Annotated in this window: 11 protein-coding genes; 2 read left to right on the forward strand and 9 right to left on the reverse strand. The window is 71.8% G+C overall.

What is annotated here, in order from left to right; translation table 11 throughout:
* Window positions 1-240: 240 nt before the first annotated feature.
* The 5 genes from ABZ893_RS00380 to ABZ893_RS00400 form a co-directional block, all read right to left on the reverse strand.
* Complete coding sequence (locus tag ABZ893_RS00380) at window positions 241-3921, reverse strand: S8 family serine peptidase (protein ID WP_361394378.1); 3681 nt, start codon at window positions 3919-3921, stop codon at window positions 241-243.
* Between the two features lie 642 nt (window positions 3922-4563).
* Window positions 4564-5979, reverse strand: coding sequence for a wax ester/triacylglycerol synthase family O-acyltransferase (locus ABZ893_RS00385; RefSeq protein ID WP_361394381.1), 1416 nt, complete (start codon window positions 5977-5979; stop codon window positions 4564-4566).
* A gap of 175 nt (window positions 5980-6154) precedes the next feature.
* On the reverse strand, window positions 6155-7375 hold the full coding sequence (glgC, locus tag ABZ893_RS00390; RefSeq protein WP_361394384.1) for a glucose-1-phosphate adenylyltransferase: 1221 nt from the start codon (window positions 7373-7375) through the stop codon (window positions 6155-6157).
* A gap of 72 nt (window positions 7376-7447) precedes the next feature.
* Window positions 7448-8611, reverse strand: coding sequence for a glycogen synthase (gene glgA / locus ABZ893_RS00395; RefSeq protein ID WP_361394387.1), 1164 nt, complete (start codon window positions 8609-8611; stop codon window positions 7448-7450).
* A gap of 47 nt (window positions 8612-8658) precedes the next feature.
* On the reverse strand, window positions 8659-9303 hold the full coding sequence (locus ABZ893_RS00400) for a (2Fe-2S)-binding protein (RefSeq protein ID WP_361396018.1): 645 nt from the start codon (window positions 9301-9303) through the stop codon (window positions 8659-8661).
* A 312-nt stretch (window positions 9304-9615) separates the two neighbouring features.
* Here ABZ893_RS00400 and ABZ893_RS00405 point away from each other — a divergent pair, with 312 nt between their 5' ends.
* Window positions 9616-10650, forward strand: a complete 1035-nt coding sequence (locus ABZ893_RS00405) for a DMT family transporter (protein ID WP_361394390.1) — start codon at window positions 9616-9618, stop codon at window positions 10648-10650.
* On the opposite strand, the gene ABZ893_RS00410 is transcribed toward ABZ893_RS00405, so the two are convergent.
* Window positions 10640-11545 carry a peptidoglycan DD-metalloendopeptidase family protein gene (locus ABZ893_RS00410; RefSeq protein ID WP_361394393.1) on the reverse strand — a complete coding sequence of 302 codons (906 nt, stop codon included), beginning with the start codon at window positions 11543-11545 and terminating at the stop codon, window positions 10640-10642. The genes ABZ893_RS00405 and ABZ893_RS00410 overlap by 11 nt on opposite strands.
* 68 nt (window positions 11546-11613) lie before the next feature.
* Complete coding sequence (locus ABZ893_RS00415; protein ID WP_361394396.1) at window positions 11614-12585, reverse strand: acetylxylan esterase; 972 nt, start codon at window positions 12583-12585, stop codon at window positions 11614-11616.
* Between the two features lie 200 nt (window positions 12586-12785).
* On the opposite strand from ABZ893_RS00415, the gene gndA reads away from it, so the two are divergent.
* Window positions 12786-14225 (forward strand): NADP-dependent phosphogluconate dehydrogenase, encoded by a 1440-nt coding sequence (gndA, locus tag ABZ893_RS00420; RefSeq protein WP_361394399.1) that lies wholly within the window; start codon window positions 12786-12788, stop codon window positions 14223-14225.
* 371 nt (window positions 14226-14596) lie between these two features.
* Here the strand turns inward: gndA and ABZ893_RS00425 are convergent, their stop codons facing one another.
* Both ABZ893_RS00425 and ABZ893_RS00430 read right to left on the reverse strand, forming a co-directional pair.
* A complete protein-coding gene (locus ABZ893_RS00425) occupies window positions 14597-15043 on the reverse strand; it encodes a nitroreductase family deazaflavin-dependent oxidoreductase (protein WP_361394401.1) in 447 nt (148 codons plus the stop codon).
* 177 nt (window positions 15044-15220) lie between these two features.
* Entirely contained in the window at window positions 15221-15577 is a 357-nt protein-coding gene (locus ABZ893_RS00430) for a GNAT family N-acetyltransferase (RefSeq protein ID WP_361394403.1), read from the reverse strand.
* Window positions 15578-15585 lie beyond the last annotated feature (8 nt).

The following is a 15585-nucleotide window of genomic DNA, read 5'->3' on the forward strand; positions in this document are numbered from 1 at the left end:
CGGAACCTTACGACCCCCGTCGACACTCCGCCAAGTGGGTAGTTTATCCCGCTCACGGGCCCGGCCAGGAGCGTCCGGCCTCGGACCTTGGTCACAGCGGCCGGACCTTGGTCACAAAAGCGGGACCTTGGTCACAAAAGCCGGAGGGCCCGCCGGACGGTCCTGGTACGTCGGTCATGTACCCGGTCTTCGTCCGGCGGGCCCGGGGCCCTTCAGGGTGCGGCCCGCTCAGGGGCCGGGTCAGTCCTCCCAGCCGCACCACATGTCGGGGCATCCCGAGTTGTAGGCGTCGGTCAGGGTCTCGGTGAGCGCGGCGCCGGTGGCGTCGGTGGCGGTGGTCTTCAGGGAGACCTTGGCGGTTCCGGCGGCCGGGACGGTCACCTTCCAGCGCCCGTCGGCACCGCGGACGGCGTCGGCCTGGTGCCAGGTCGTGCCGTCGGTGGCGTACGAGACCTTGAGCGAGGCGAGCGGAGCGGTGCCCTTCGCCGCGCCGACCGTGTAGGTCAACGCCTTGTCCTCGTCGACCGAGTTGGTGCCGCTGAGGGGCAGGTCGTAGTCGAGGTCGAGGAGCTTGGCCGGTGTGGCGTGTGCCACGTGCTCCGAGCGCAGGCGCCACTCGCTGGTGACGCGGGTGCCGAGCATCCACGTCACCGGGTCGCCGCCGTCACGCTGAGCGTCCACGGTGAGGCGGTACCAGCGGTCGGCGCGCGGCAGGTCGAACACGGCCTTGCCGGGGCTGTCGTTCTTGTCGATCACCGTGCCGTCGTCGGACGCGAGGACCGTCGTGCCCGTGTCGGCCTCCGGCGCGTAGTCGGACTGGTGCCCGGCCGCGTCGGAGAACACCGGGAGCGAGACGCGCAGCTTGTCGCCGTCACGCACGACGTTCGAGTCGCCGATCGCCGGGTTGAACGGCGCCGACATCCAGTCGTCGGAGTAGGCGCGGTCCGCGCTGTACACGGTGGGCGCGGTGAGCTGCGTACCGAGCGGGAAGACGCGGTCGTGGACGTCGTACTGGTAGTGGAAGGTCGCCGTGGTCCACGGCACGCCGGGCGTCACGTAGACGTCCTGCTCGGCGGGGACGCGGTAGCGGGTCGTCTGCTGGGCGAGGCGCAGGCCGTGCGAGCTCGTCCAGGCGTACAGGTCCTTCGGGTCGCCGGGGTAGCCGTGGGTGCGCTCGATGGTGTGGATGCGGGCGAGGTCGGCCTTGCGGTCGTACCAGTCGGCGCCCGCGGGGAGCGCGCCGTCAGTCTTGTGGAAAAGGAAGTACGCGGTCGGGGAGGTGTCGACGCCCTCGACGGTGAGGGTCAGCGGGCCCTTGGCGAGGCGGTCCTTCAGGAGCGGCATCGACTCGTCGCTGACCTGGGCGATCGGGGTCGGCTTGTAGACCGAGATGCCGTAGCCGCGGTAGAGGATGAGAGAGACGCCCGCGTCGGTGAGCTTCTTGTAGATGGGGTCGTTCTTGTCGCCCCAGACGCTGGTGGCCTTCCAGAGCACGATCGCGCCCTTGAGGTCCTTGCCCTCCAGCTCCGCGTCCGTGCCGCCGCCGATGTCGACGACCTTGCCGGTGACGCTGCCGGTCCAGCGGTAGATGCTGTACTGCGAGAGCTGGAGTCCGAGGTCCTGCGGGGTGCCGCCGGGTTCGTGCGCGTCGATCTCGCGCTGCTGCCACGAGGTGGTGCCGAACATGGTCAGTCCGTCGTAGTTCTGCCCCTCGGGGGTGGGGACCACCTGCACCTCGTACGGGCCCGCCGCGCTGGTCGCGATGAGGCCGGTGTCGCCGCCGCCGACGGAGGAGACGAGGCCGGTCCCGCCCGCCGTGGTGATGCGCGCGCCCGCGTCGTCGACGCCCATGCGGACAGGCTTCGCGCCGTCCGTCGAGAGCTGCACGGAAGCGTTCTCGCCGACGGTGACGCGTCGCACGGAGTGGATGGCGGTCTCGCCCACGGTGGTGTAGCCGACCGTGTTGTACTCCCAGGTGGTGACTAGGAGGCGGTAACTGCCGCGCGGGATCGTCAACTTGCGCGAGGTGGTGTTGTTCACGCCGGTGAGCCAGGAGTCGCCGGTCTTCTCGTTCTGCAGGACGACGGTGGTCGACGTCTGCTGGGCGCCGGCGCGCGGGGCGGGGCCGGTGAGGGTGAGGACGCCGGTCTCTTCGGCCGACGTCACGGACACGGGGACGCTGACGCTGCCCTTGCCGGGCCAGTCGGCGATGACGCGTCCGCCGGTGGAGGCGCCGGGGCCGACCTGGGCGAGGGCGAGCTTGACGGTGCTGGTGGCGGTGCCGTTCGCCGGGACGGTGACCGTCGCCTGACCGGTCTTCACCACGTCGCCCTGGGCGGAGAGTTGAAGGGTGACGGGCTTGGCCGTGGTGTTCGTCCAGGTGATCTCGCGGCTCTCGTCACTGCCCGACGCACGGGCGGCGAGCGTGCTCGGCGTGGCCGTCACACTCGCGTCCATGGCGGCCGGTACGTCGGTGAGGCCGCCGCCGGTCTGGTCGACCGTGGTGCCCTTGACCTCGCTCGCGGTACCGACCAGCGCGGCCTTGAGCTGCTGCCCGGTCCAGTCGGGGTGCTTCTGCTTGAGCAGCGCGGCTGCGCCCGCGACGTGCGGGGTCGCCATCGACGTACCGGACAGGGAGGCGTACGAGCTGTTGACCGCTGCGTCGGCGAGGGTGCCGGCGGCGCGGGCGGCGACGATGTCGCTGCCCGGGGCGGCGATCTCCGGCTTGACGGCCCAGCGGCCCTGGCGCGGGCCGCGTGACGAGAACGACGACAGTTCGCCGGACTTCGTGACGGAGCCGACGGTGAGCGCCTCGTCGGCGGCACCGGGTGAACCGATGGTCTGGTCACCGGTGTTGCCCGCGGCGATCACGAACAGGGTGCCGTGTTCGCGCGAGATGCGGTCGACGGCGGCGGACATCGCGTCCGTGCCGTCGGACGCCTGGCTGCCGCCGAGGCTCATGGACACGATGTCGGCGCCCTGGGCTGCCGCCCACTCCATGCCGGCAAGGATCCAGGAGTCGTATCCGCTGCCGCTGTAGTCGAGGACCTGGCCCTCGATGAGGTCGGCGCCGGGGGCGACGCCCGCGTAGCGGCCGCCGGAGGCCGCGCCGGTGCCGGCCACGGTCGAGGAGACGTGGGTGCCGTGGCCCTGCTCGTCCTGGACGCCTCCGCCGTCGCCGGTGAAGTCCTGTTCGGCGACCACCCGGCCCTTGAGGTCGGGGTGGCCCTTGTCGTAACCGGTGTCCAGGACGGCGACCTTGACGCCCTTGCCTGTGACGCCGCGCTTGTGGGCCTCGTCGGCGCCGATCTGCGGCACGGACTCGTCGAGGCTGGCCTTCACACGGCCGTCGAGCCACACCTTGCCGATACCGGCGGAGCGCGCGGCGGCCGACGCGGTGGCGAGCTGCCGCCAGACGGCACCCGTCTCCTTCTTCGGCACGCTCAGCACGGCGGACTTGGCGATGTCGAAACGGTCGGCCACGCGCGCGTGCTCGGGTGCCCTCGGGCCGCCCGCGACGGACGGCGCGTCCCCGACGACGAGGCGCAGCGTGCTCGCGTCCTGGTCGTTGTAGCCGTCCGCCGCGAGTTCGGTCACGTCGAAGAGCCGCTGGTCGACCCGTCCGCTCGCGATCTGCTCTGCGGCGTCGATCGGTACGGCGTACTCGTGTCCGTCGACGTGGTGGCGCGTGAAGCCCATGCCCTCACGGCCCTCGCCGGGCACGATGCGGTCGATCTGGAGCGAGTCGCCCTTGCCGCTGTAGGTGACGACGTCACCGGTGAGCAGGGTGACGGTGTGGCGGCCGGTCGGGGTCGCCCGGGCGCCGGGGTCGGTGAATACGGGGCCTTTGGCGCCGTCGGGCGGTACGTCACCGGCCGCGGTCGCGGGCATCGCTGCGCCGACGAGAAGGGCGGCGAGCACCGCGGCGCCCGCCGCCGACCATCTCGCGCGCCGCGCGGAGCGTTCTGTTCTGTGTGTCGGGTCGTGGGGTATCGAGGGTCGCGCGGAAGGCGCTTTCCACGAAGAGGGCACTGTCCAACTCCCTTGTCCACCGGGTCGGTTGGACGGAAGGATTCCAGCGCGGGGAGCGGGGCGGTGCCCCTGGGAACGGGCGGAAACGCGCCGTGGCGACTTGCCGCCATGGGGGACGTCCTGTCGGGGCGGGTCGTATTGGCATCGGCCGCGGGCGGCCGGGGGCCGTCAGCGGGGCCACGTGCGCCTGGCGGCCGGACGATGGGCATGGACACCGGTGCCGGGCGGCTGGGCGGCACCCCGGCCAACCCACTTGAGCGGGCCAGGCCTGATCGCGGTGCGGCTGACATGAGCGGATGCGCCGGCGCGCGGGCTGCCCGGCCGCAGAGGGGTTGGTCGAGGTCCGGTCCGCCTGAGGTCAGCCGGGCCACAGCCATGCGCACCCGTCAGCGCGACCGCGTGCACAGCAGCCCGCTCCCGTCAGCCAGACCGCTCCCCCGGCCCCGACGCCACCCCGTCAGCCAGACCAACTCGCCCAGCCCAGCCAGCACCCCCGTCAGCCGGACGGCTCCCCCACAGCCGACACCCCCCTCAGCCCCGCCCCTCCCCCGCCTCGCACACCCGCACCAGATCCGCGAGCTCCTCCCGGATCCCCGTCGCCAGCACGTCCAGGTCAGGGACCGCCGCTGCGTCGGCGACCAGGCCGTAATGCACGCTCCCCCGGTACGTCGAGACCGCGACCGCGAGGGACTGGCCCTGGGCGAGAGGGGCGAGGGGGTAGACCTCGGTGAGGGGGCAGCCGCCGAGGCGTAGGCCGAGGCTCGGGAGGGGGACGCTCGTGACGAGGATGTCGAAGAGAAGGCGGGCCGCCTGGGCGACGACGGGTCCGCCGATCCGGTGGCCGATCGGCGGTACGTGGTCGGCGAGCAGGGCGACGGCGCCCGCGCCGCGCTGCGGTCCCGCGTCCTTGTTGTGGTCCATGGCCGTACGGACGGTGCGCAGCCGCGCGAGCGGGTCGCCCTCGTCGACGGGCAGTTTCACCAGATAGCCGGACAGCCGGTTGCCCTGCGGGTGGGCCGTTCGGGGCCGCCGCCGCGACACGGGGATCAGGGCGCGCGGCCGTACCCCGTCGCTGCCGTCCCCGCGCTCGTCGAGCCAGCGCCGCAGCGCTCCCGCGACGACGGCGATGAGGACGTCGTTCACGGTGCCGCCGACCGTCTTGCGGACCCGGTGCACGTCGTCGAGTTCGAGGATCACGCCCTCGGTGCGCCGGGTGCCCGTGGCGCGCGAGGAGAGCGCGGGCGAGGTGCGGACGTCCAGGGTGGCAGCCACGACGGAGGCGCCGATGTCGAGCGCCATGGCGGCGCTGGACGCGGTCTCGCGCACCAGGCCGGGCAGCTTGCGCGGGTCGAGGTCGCCGAGGTGGAGGTCGATGATGCCGGGGAGCGGCAGCCGGGGTCCGCGCGACGCCGGGGCCGGTGGCGCCGACCGCGAGACGGGCAGGTCCATCGGGTCCATGACGCCGGCGGCGAGCGTGAGCGCCCGCAGCCCGTCGGCCAGCGCGTGGTGGAACTTGAAGAGGACTGCGAACGAGGCACCGTCCTCGCTCGGCAGCACGTGGGCCTCCCACGGCGGCCGGGACCGGTCGAGAGGCCGTTCCATCAGCGCGCCGGCCGCCGCGTGGAAGTCGGCGACGGGCTCCGCGAGCCGCACATGCCTGACCGGGTCGAAGTCGGGTACGGGTTGCCGGGCCGCACCGCCGACGGGAATCCGGACTCCCTTGATCCGCATCCGCAGACCGGGCACACCGGCGGCGCGCGCGGCAAGGAGTTCGGCGGCGTGCCGGGCGTCACCCGGCGAGCCCGCGGTGAACACCCCCAACGCCCCCAGGTGCATGGGGTGTTCGGCGGTCTCGATGTTCCAGAACGCCAGGTCGAGGGGGGCGAGGAGGTCCGGGCTCTGCGCGGGCCGAACCTGCTGAGGCTGCGATGAGTTCTGAGACTTCACTGGGGCCGCTCTCACGTCGACGACGGGATGGGGGCAGTCAACCGTTGGCCGGTGATTACGGTCAAGTACGATCAAGCTACGCACAGTAAACAACAGATGAAGTCCCGCCGCCGGGGTGGACATCGACGAGGCGGCGGGGTCGGCATCGGCCAGGCGGCGGGCACCCGTTCGCGCGTCAGGCGGCCACGCGACAGCCCTTCCCCAGCGCGATCACGCCACCCTTGGACACCGTGTAGAGCTCGGCGTCACGCTCCGGATTCACGCCGATGGTCGCGCCCGGAGGGACGTCGACGTTCTTGTCGAGGACGGCGCCGCGCACCACGGCCCCCCGGCCGATCCGGACGTTGTCGTGCAGGACGGAGCCCTGGACGACGGCCCCCTCCTCGACCGTCACCCCCGGCGAAAGGACGGAACGGGTGACCTGCCCCCGGATGACGCAGCCGGGACTGACGATGGACTGGCCCGCGATCCCGCCCGCGAGGAACTTGGACGGCGGCAGCTGCCCGGGGTGCGTGTAGATCGGCCAGCGCTGGTTGTCGAGGTTGAAGGCGGGCTTGTCGGAGAGCAGGTCGAGGTGGGCCTCGTAGTACGCGTCGAGGGTGCCGACGTCCCGCCAGTAGCCGTGCTCGTACGGACTCTCGCCGGGGACGTGGTTGCCGTCGAAGTCGTAGAGCTGGGCGACGCCCCGCTCGGTGAGCATCGGCAGGATCGAACCGCCCATGTCGTGAATGGAGTTGGGCATCTCCGAGTCCAGCTGCAACGCGTCGATCAGGGTCTTCGTCGTGAAGATGTAGTTGCCCATCGACGCGAAGACCTGGTGCGGCGAGCCCGGGATGCCGGGCGGGTCGGCGGGCTTCTCCAGGAAGCTCTCCACGCGCGTACCGTCGCCCGCCGGGCTGATGATCCCGAACGCCGAGGCGTCCGCGCGCGGGATGCGGATGCCCGCGACCGTGACCCCGGCGCCGCTCTCGATGTGCTGGCTCAGCATCTGGCGCGGGTCCATGCGGTACACGTGGTCGGCGCCGAACACCGCGATGTAGTCCGGCTGTTCGTCCTGGACCAGGTTCAGTGACTGCAGGATCGCGTCCGCGCTGCCGAGGTACCAGCGGGGGCCGAGGCGCTGCTGCGCCGGGACGGGTGTGACGTAGTTGCCGAGCAGGCTCGACATGCGCCAGGTCGTCGTGACGTGCCGGTCGAGCGAGTGCGACTTGTACTGGGTCAGGACGCAGATCCGCAGGATGTCCGCGTTGACGAGGTTGGAGAGGACGAAGTCGACGAGGCGGTACGTGCCGCCGAACGTGACCGCTGGTTTGGCCCGGTCGGCGGTCAGTGGCAGCAGCCGCTTGCCCTCTCCGCCGGCCAGCACGATCCCGAGCACCGAAGGTCCACCGCGCATCCCAGCCCCCAGATTCACGTTGACGATCTACTTCGCTTTGGCGTCTACCTCGCCTTGAGTCGCTTTTGGCGTCTACGTCGCCTTGAGGATCTCGTCGTACACATCGGCCGTACGCCGGGCCACCGTGTCCCAGCCGAACTCGCGCCGCGCGCGCTCCCGGCCCGCCACCCCCATGCGGGCCGCCTCGGCGGGGTCGCCCACCAGCCGGTTCAGTGCCTGCGCGAGCCCGCGCTCGAACGCGTCCGGGTCCTTTTCCTCGTACGGCACGAGCAGCCCCGTCGACCCGTCGGCGACGACCTCGGGGATGCCGCCGACGGCGGAGGCCACGACGGCGGTGCCGCAGGCCATCGCCTCCAGGTTCACGATGCCGAGCGGTTCGTACACCGACGGGCACACGAACGCCCTTGCGTGGGTGAGGAGTTGGACCACCTCGGTACGCGGCAGCATCTGCGGGATCCAGTGCACTCCGTCGCGCGTGGCGCGCAACTCGTCAACGAGGGTGCGGAATTCCTGCCCGACGGCGGGGGTGTCGGGCGCTCCGGCGCACAGCACGAGCTGCGCCGCCGGATCGAGCCCCTTGGCCGCCCGCAGGAGATGCGGCACGCCCTTCTGCCGCGTGATGCGCCCGACGAAGACGACGTACGGGCGGTCCTGGTCGAGGCCGATCCGGTCGAGGACGTCGGTTGCCGGGTCTGGGCGGTAGAGGGCGGAGTCGATGCCGTTGTGGACGACGCGGACCTTCTCCGGGTCGATCGCCGGGTAGCAGGCCAGGATGTCGTCGCGCATGGCTCCGGAGACGGCGATGACCGCGTCGGCCGCCTCGACCGCCGTGCGCTCGGCCCAGCCGGACAGGGCGTAGCCGCCGCCGAGTTGCTCGGCTTTCCAGGGGCGCAGGGGTTCGAGCGAGTGGGCGGTCACCACGTGCGGGATGCCGTGCAGCAGCTTGCCGAGGTGGCCCGCGAGATTGGCGTACCAGGTGTGAGAGTGGACGAGTTCGCGGCCTTCGAGGGCGGCGGCGATGGAGAGGTCCACGGAGAAGGTGCGTAACGCGTCGTTCGCGCCGTCGAGGGCCTGCCAGGGGCGATGGCGTCTCAGCCCCTCGGAGCGGCCCTCGCCCCACGTATGGACGTCGAGGTCGACGAGAGGGCGTAACTCCCTTGCCAGGAACTCGACATGGACGCCCGCTCCGCCGTAGACGTCCGGCGGGTACTCACGGGTCAGCAGGCCTACCTTCATGCAGAACCACCGCAATCCGTCGGTTCCCCGGCCACGAACCCTCATGGTCACCCAGAAGCGGCCGGTGGGGAAGAGTGCTGCGGGGGCCGCCCGAAGCAGCAGTCGCCGCAGAGTCCGCCGCCGGGGGCGCGGTAGTACAGGCAGCAGCTCGTGCGGCGGAAGGCGGACCCGGTGCGCGTGCCGGTCGTGGCGAGGCGCGGGTCCTCGAAGAGCTCGGCGGTCAGGAGGCGGGCGCGGGTCGCGACGTCGGGGCGATGGGCGCCGCGTGCCCAGCGGCTGATCTCGCGGGCGGCACCGGCGAGCGCGGACCCGGCGTTGCCGCGCAGCAGCGGGGCCGAGATCCGGTGGCGGGCGCGGAGGGCCGCCGACAGGGGCTCCAGGTGACGGTCGAGGACGAGGGCGCAAAGGGTTTCGGCGTCGGCGGGCAGGTCGCTCGGACCCATGGCCAGAAACAGGTCATCGGGCGCGCTCGCGTCCGGGTTCCAGTGCAGCCGCTCGGGGGCGAGGTCCGGGACGCGTCCGAAGAGGGCCGCGCTGCCGAGCGCCACCGACCACAGGCGTGCCGCGAGTCCGAGTTGGGCCACCGACACGGCGACCCGCGCCTCGGACACGGAGAGTGCCCGCGCGACCTTCGTGACACGGAACTCCAGGGCGTCGCGGCCGACGCGTCGGTACGCGTCCCCCAGCGTCACAAGGTCACTTTCCGTGTCGCTCGCGTCACTCGCGTCACGCAGAGCGAAAAATCCTCCGAGGGACCCCAGTTCGCGCAGGTCGATGGGTGCTGTCACCGGATCAGTACAGCAAGTGGGCGTCCGCAGGTCATGGGTGGGGTGCCGGCGGATCAACCATGGGGCGTAGGACCGGCACGGGTCGTACTCCATCGGCAGTAGGAACCGGTGCGGCCTCTGGTACGACGACGTGAGCGCGAGAAAGAGAGATCGTAGAGGTATGGAAGAGGATCGTCCGCCGCGCCTCGCAGTGCGCCGCGCCGTGAGGAGCCGCTCATGAGCGCCCTCACCCTGGCCGTGCTGCTCTCCCTCGTCTCCGCCGTCGCGTACGCGGCCGGGGCGATCCTGCAGGAGCGGGTCGCGGAGTCCACACCCGAGCACGCGTACGCGCCCCTGCACCGCCCGATGTGGTGGTGCGCCGTCGCGCTCAACGGCCTCGGAGCGCTGCTGCACGTGGCGGCTCTGGCCTACGGCCCGCTGAGCCTCGTACAGCCGCTGGGCGCGCTCACGATCGTGTTCGCGTTGCCGATGGCGGCCCTGTTCGTGCACCGCAGGGCGGGCGCGACCGCCTGGCGCGGCGCGATGATGGCGGCGGTGGGTCTCGCGGGTCTCCTTGCCCTCACGGGATCGGCGACCGACCACTCCTTCGAAGGGGCTGAGCGGTTCCTTGTGGCCGTCGTGACCGCCGGCACGGTCGTCGCCCTGATGGCGCTCGCCCATGCCGTGCACCGCCACCCTGTCGTGCGCAGCGTGCTGCTCGCGGCGGCGGCCGGTGTCGCGTTCGGCATCGCGTCGGTGTTCACGAAGTCCGTGGCGGTGGACTGGCGGGAGGGCGGCTCGCTGGTGCAGTTCTCCAGCTTCGTGGTGATCGCGGCGCTCGCCACGTCCGGGCTGCTTCTGTCTCAGGCCTCGTACCGGGGTGCGGGTCTCGCGGCGCCGCTGTCGACGGTGACGGTCGTGAACCCGGTGGTCGCGGCGGCGGTCGGGCTCACGCTGTTCGGTGAGTCGTTCCGCTACGGCGTGACGGGCACGGCGCTCGCGCTCGGCTGCGGTGTCGTCGCTGCGGGTGGCCTGATCCTGCTGACGACGGAGCGGATCAGCGGGGACCGGCAGGGGGCCGGGGAGACGGCCGCCGCGACGATGCCCGCCCAGTCGTCACCCGCGGTCACCGGCGACGAGCCGCTGACCCGGCGCGTCGAGGCTCCGCGAAAGGACGCCGCGTCCCGCCGCGGCCACAAGAAGACCGGTCATTACGAGGAGTGGCGCCGGCCCCGCGACAAGCGATCACGGGACGAGCGCATCAGATCCTGACGCCGTGCGCCCGCAGATACGCCAGCGGGTCGACGTCCGAACCGAAGCCGGGCCCCGTCCGCACCTCGAAGTGCAGATGCGGGCCCGTGCTGTTGCCCGTGGAGCCGGACCGGGCGATGCGCTGGCCCGCGACGACCCGCTGCCCCGCCTTCACACTGAGCGCCGAGAGGTGCCCGTACTGGCTGTACTTGCCGTCGGCGTGCCGGATCACGACCTCGTAGCCGTACGAGCCGCCCCAGCCCGACGAGACGACGTGACCGGCGGCTACGGCCCTGACCGTGGTACCGGTGGACACTTCGAAGTCGACGCCGGTGTGGTAGCCCTTCGACCAGGAGGAACCCGACGCGCGGTACGGGGTGCCGATCCCGGCGGAGACAGGGGCGATGACGTCATGCGTGACAGCCGGCGCCTGCTTCTTCGGGTGGTGCGCGGTGGCGGTCCGCTCGGGCTTCGGCTTGGGCTTTGGTTTCGATGTATGCGGGGGCGTGGCTGCCGACGGGCGCAGGGTGAGCCGCTGGCCCGGCAGGATGAGGTCGGGGTCCGGGCCGATGGTGCGGCGGTTCTTCTCGTACAACTGCCGCCAGCCGCCCCGCACTTCACGGGAGTCGGCGATGGCCGAGAGGCTGTCGCCGCTGACGACGGTGTACATCTCGGCGGTGCCGGCCTTCGACTGGGGCGTGGTCTCGGGCTTGACGTCCTTGATGGCCCCCTGCGGACTCTCCCCGGTGGCGCGTGCCGCCTGCTCCGCTCCGTCGTATGCCTCCCAGGTCGCCGCCTGCGCCGCTCCCGCGCCGATGAGGGGGATCGCGATGCCCGCGCCGCCCGCCGTGACGGTGAGCGATGTCCGGTTGATCAGGTTCCGCTGATGCCGGCGATGCCTGCCGTGTTCCGTCATGGAAGCCCCCCTCACACGCCTCGGAAGCGGCAAGCTAGCGCTCCCGCGTACGCGTGACAAGACGCGTCTCAGCCACGCAAGTGCCGTGGCAGCCAGTCGAGTTGGGCGGCCTGGTGGAAGTAGCCGCCGCCCTCGTGATCGTTGAAGGCGTACACCTTGATCGCCTTGTCCGGCCCGGCGTAGGCGTTGAACGCCGCGAAGACCGTGGAGGGCGGGCAGGTCTGGTCCTCCAGGCCCACCGAGAAGAGGGCGGGCGCGGTGCCACGGGCCGCGAAGTGCACGCCGTCGAAGTACGAGAGCGTACGGAAGACCTGCTCGTCGGCGCCGATGTGCGTCTTGAGGTAGTAGCCGATCTCGCGGTACGGGTTGCGTTCGGTCAGGGTGGCCGCGCGGGGGAAGTGGCACAGGAACGGCACGTCGGCCGCGACGGCGACGAGGTCCGGCACGAGCCCGCCCACCGCAATCGCGATGCCGCCGCCCTGACTGGCGCCGAGCACGGCGACGCGCGAGGCGTCGACCAGCGGGTGCGAGCGGGCCGCCTCGACGGCACGCACACCGTCGGTGAAGACGCGCCGGTAGTAGTACGCGTACGGGTCTTCGACGCCGCGCGTCATGAAGCCGGGGTGCGAGGGCCCGCTGCCGACCGGGTCCGGGGTGTCCCCCACCAGGCCCGCGGAGCCCTGACCCCGGGTGTCCATGACGAAGTGCGCGAACCCGGCGGCGGCCCACAGCAGATGCGTGTGCGGCAGGCCGCGGCCGCCGCCGTAGCCGATGTACTCGACGACGGCGGGCAGCGGCCCGGTCGCACCGGCGGGCAGGACGAGCCAGCCCTTGACCGGCTGCCCGCCGAACCCGGCGTACGTGACGTCGAAGACGTCGACGGTGGTCAGCGGCACGTCGACCGGCGTGAACGTCGCGTCGAGGTCGTGTTCGCGCGCCTCGGCCAGGGTCTTGTCCCAGAACGCGTCGAAGTCCTCGGGTTCCTCCAACACCGGCCGGTAGGTGCGCAGTTGGTCGAGGGGAAGATCGAAGTGGGTCACGGGCGGCTCCTTGTCGTGAAGGCCGGCGGGCGCCGCGCGGCGGCTTCCGCCCGGGTCTTCGGAGTGAGCGTGGAAGAGCTTCCGAACGAGTTGGTTCGGTGCGGTCACGGAGAGCGTCGAAACGTCACGCTACGCCTCACCGCGCTACAAATGAACAGGAACGATCACTCTGTACTTCAGGAACCACAGGAGCGACAGACATGAGCACTTCAGCCCAGATCGGCGTCACGGGGCTCGCTGTCATGGGGCGCAACCTCGCCCGCAACTTCGCCAGGAACGGCTATACGGTCGCCCTGCACAACCGCACCGCGTCCCGCACACATGACCTGGTGGCGGAGTTCGGCGGCGAGGGCGACTTCGTCCCGACCGAGACCGCGGAGGAGTTCGTGGCCGCGCTCGAACGTCCCCGGCGCCTGGTGATCATGGTCAAGGCGGGCGGCCCCACGGACGCGGTGATCGAGGAGTTCGCGCCGCTCCTGGAGCCCGGCGACATGATCGTCGACGGGGGCAACGCGCACTTCGCCGACACCCGGCGCCGCGAGCGCGACCTGCGCGAACGCGGCATCCACTTCGTGGGAACGGGTGTCTCCGGCGGCGAGGAGGGCGCCCTGAACGGGCCGAGCATCATGCCGGGCGGCAGCACGGAGTCGTACGCGGCGCTGGGTCCGATGCTGGAGAAGATCTCCGCGAAGGCCAAGGACGGCGCCCCGTGCGTGACGCACGTCGGCCCGGACGGCGCAGGTCACTTCGTGAAGATGGTCCACAACGGCATCGAGTACGCCGACATGCAGCTCATCGGCGAGGCGTACGAGCTGCTGCGTGATGTGGCGGGCTACTCCCCGGCTCAGATCGCCGGCATCTTCCGGACGTGGAACACGGGCCGGCTCGACTCGTATCTGATCGAGATCACGGCCGAGATCCTGTCGCACGTGGACGCGGATACGGGCAAGCCGTTCGTGGACGTGGTGCTCGACGAGGCGGAGCAGAAGGGCACGGGGCGCTGGACCGTGCAGATCGCCCTCGACCTGGGCGTTCCGGTGTCGGGCATCGCAGAGGCCGTCTTCGCGCGCTCGCTGTCGGGGCACGCGGATCTGCGGGCCGCGTCGAAGGGCCTGCCGGGCCCGACGCCGACCACGCTGAGCGGGCCGGAGGCGGCGGCCTTCGCCGACCGGGTCGAGCAGGCGCTGTACGCGTCGAAGATCGTGTCGTACACGCAGGGCTTCCACGAGATCGCGGCGGGCAGCGAGGCGTACGACTGGAACATCGACCTGGGTGCCGTGGCCTCCATCTGGCGCGGTGGCTGCATCATCCGGGCCGCGTTCCTCGACCGGATCACCGCCGCGTACGACGCCCGGCCCGACCTGCCGAGCCTGCTCTCGGACAAGACGTTCGCCGAGGAGATCGGCGCGGCGCAGGACGACTGGCGTGCCGTCCTGGTCGCCGCGACGACGGAGGGCGTACCGGCACCGGGCTTCGCGGCGGCGCTCGCGTACTACGACGCGCTGCGTGCGGACCGCCTGCCGGCGGCGCTGACGCAGGGGCAGCGGGACTTCTTCGGAGCACACACGTACCGGCGCACGGACCGCGAGGGGTCGTTCCACACGCTGTGGGGCGGGGACCGGTCGGAGGTTCGGGTGTAGGGCGTAGATCTTGCCGCTTTGGCAAGCCGCTCTGGTCTCTCCGGCCTACGCGGGTGAGGGCTGGGGCTCGGGAGCGGACGGTTCCGGGTCCGGGTTCGGGGGGCTCGGGACGGGGGGTGGTGAGGGCTTCGGTGTCGGTTCCGGGGCCGGCGGCGGGGGCGTCGGGACCGGAGGGGGGAACGGCCCCGGATCCGGGACGTCGGGCCCTGGTGCGGGCGGGGTGACGGGGTCGGGGATGGGGTGCGTCATCGGGATTCCTCCAGAGGGTCGGCGGCCGGCCGCGCTCCGGCGGGGCATTGGCCGGTCCCTGCCACTGTCTCCCGGCTCGCGTGCCCACGCCCGCCGGGTCCACTCCTCCCCCGGCCCGGCGCTCAGCCCTGGATACGGCTGAGGCGTACGACGGGAATGTCCCGCTCGGTCTTCTTCTGATAGCCCTCGTACGGGGCGAAGGTCTCCACCAGATGGGGCCATACGCGGGCCTTCTCCTGCGGTGACAGGGTCTCGGCGCGGGCGGCGAACCGCTCGGTCCCGACGCGCAGCCGGACCTCCGGCTCGGACCGGAGGTTCAGGTACCACTGGGGGTGCTGGTCGGCGCCGCCGTACGAGGCGACGATCAGGTAGTCGTCGCCGTCCCGGTCGTAGATGAGCACGGTGCGGCGCCACTGCCCCGTCCGGCGCCCCCGGTAGTCGAGCAGCAGGCAGGGCGCGCCCTGGATCGTGGTGCCCTCGGTGCCGCCGGACTCCTCGTAGGTACGGGCCTGCTCGGCCACCCAGCCGGTGGGGCTGATGACGACGTCTCCGGTGCTGTCCTGGGTCATGCGGCGCTCCTCGCTCACGGGCTTGCCGGGGGCAACTCGACTCAGGGTAGGCCGACTTATGGGCTGCCGCGCGGGGGCCGGGGCGAGTCTGGGGCCGGGCCGGGGCCCCCAGGCCGAGCCGGGGCGGAGGGGCGACGACATCGCCATCACCCCTCCGCCCCGGCTCGGCCTACGCGGTCACCAGCGGTGGGGGTTCGCCACGATGGCACGCTTCGCGGCGGCCATCAGCTCGGGCGGGGCGACGGGGGCCTCGCCCGGGTGACGCGCGGCCCACTTCACGACGAACGGGCACAGCGGCGCGACGGCGATGCCCTCGCGGGCGGCCATGGAGTACAGCTCGCGGGCCAGCGATCCTGCGATGCCCCGGCCCTCGTTCTCGGGCTCCACGATGGTGTGCACGGGTACGAGGGCGGTCTCGGGGGCGTCGAGGACGAAGTACTGGATGTACCCGAGGGCTTTCCCGTCCGGCTCTCCCGCGGTGTGGGCCTCGAGGAGGCCCTTGTCCCGAAGGTCTCGGATCTCGATGTCACTCATGGGCTGGG

Source organism: Streptomyces sp. NPDC046821 (genome assembly GCF_040645335.1).
Lineage (GTDB): Bacteria > Actinomycetota > Actinomycetes > Streptomycetales > Streptomycetaceae > Streptomyces.

What these genes read in the sequence shown, in the direction of transcription:
- gndA (WP_361394399.1), top strand. Translation starts at nt 12,786, where the DNA reads ATGAGCACTTCAGCCCAGATCGGCGTCACGGGGCTCGCTGTCATGGGG.
- ABZ893_RS00410 (WP_361394393.1), bottom strand. Translation starts at nt 11,545, where the DNA reads ATGACGGAACACGGCAGGCATCGCCGGCATCAGCGGAACCTGATCAAC.
- glgA (WP_361394387.1), bottom strand. Translation starts at nt 8,611, where the DNA reads ATGAAGGTAGGCCTGCTGACCCGTGAGTACCCGCCGGACGTCTACGGC.
- ABZ893_RS00405 (WP_361394390.1), top strand. Translation starts at nt 9,616, where the DNA reads ATGAGCGCCCTCACCCTGGCCGTGCTGCTCTCCCTCGTCTCCGCCGTC.
- glgC (WP_361394384.1), bottom strand. Translation starts at nt 7,375, where the DNA reads ATGCGCGGTGGACCTTCGGTGCTCGGGATCGTGCTGGCCGGCGGAGAG.
- ABZ893_RS00430 (WP_361394403.1), bottom strand. Translation starts at nt 15,577, where the DNA reads ATGAGTGACATCGAGATCCGAGACCTTCGGGACAAGGGCCTCCTCGAG.
- ABZ893_RS00425 (WP_361394401.1), bottom strand. Translation starts at nt 15,043, where the DNA reads ATGACCCAGGACAGCACCGGAGACGTCGTCATCAGCCCCACCGGCTGG.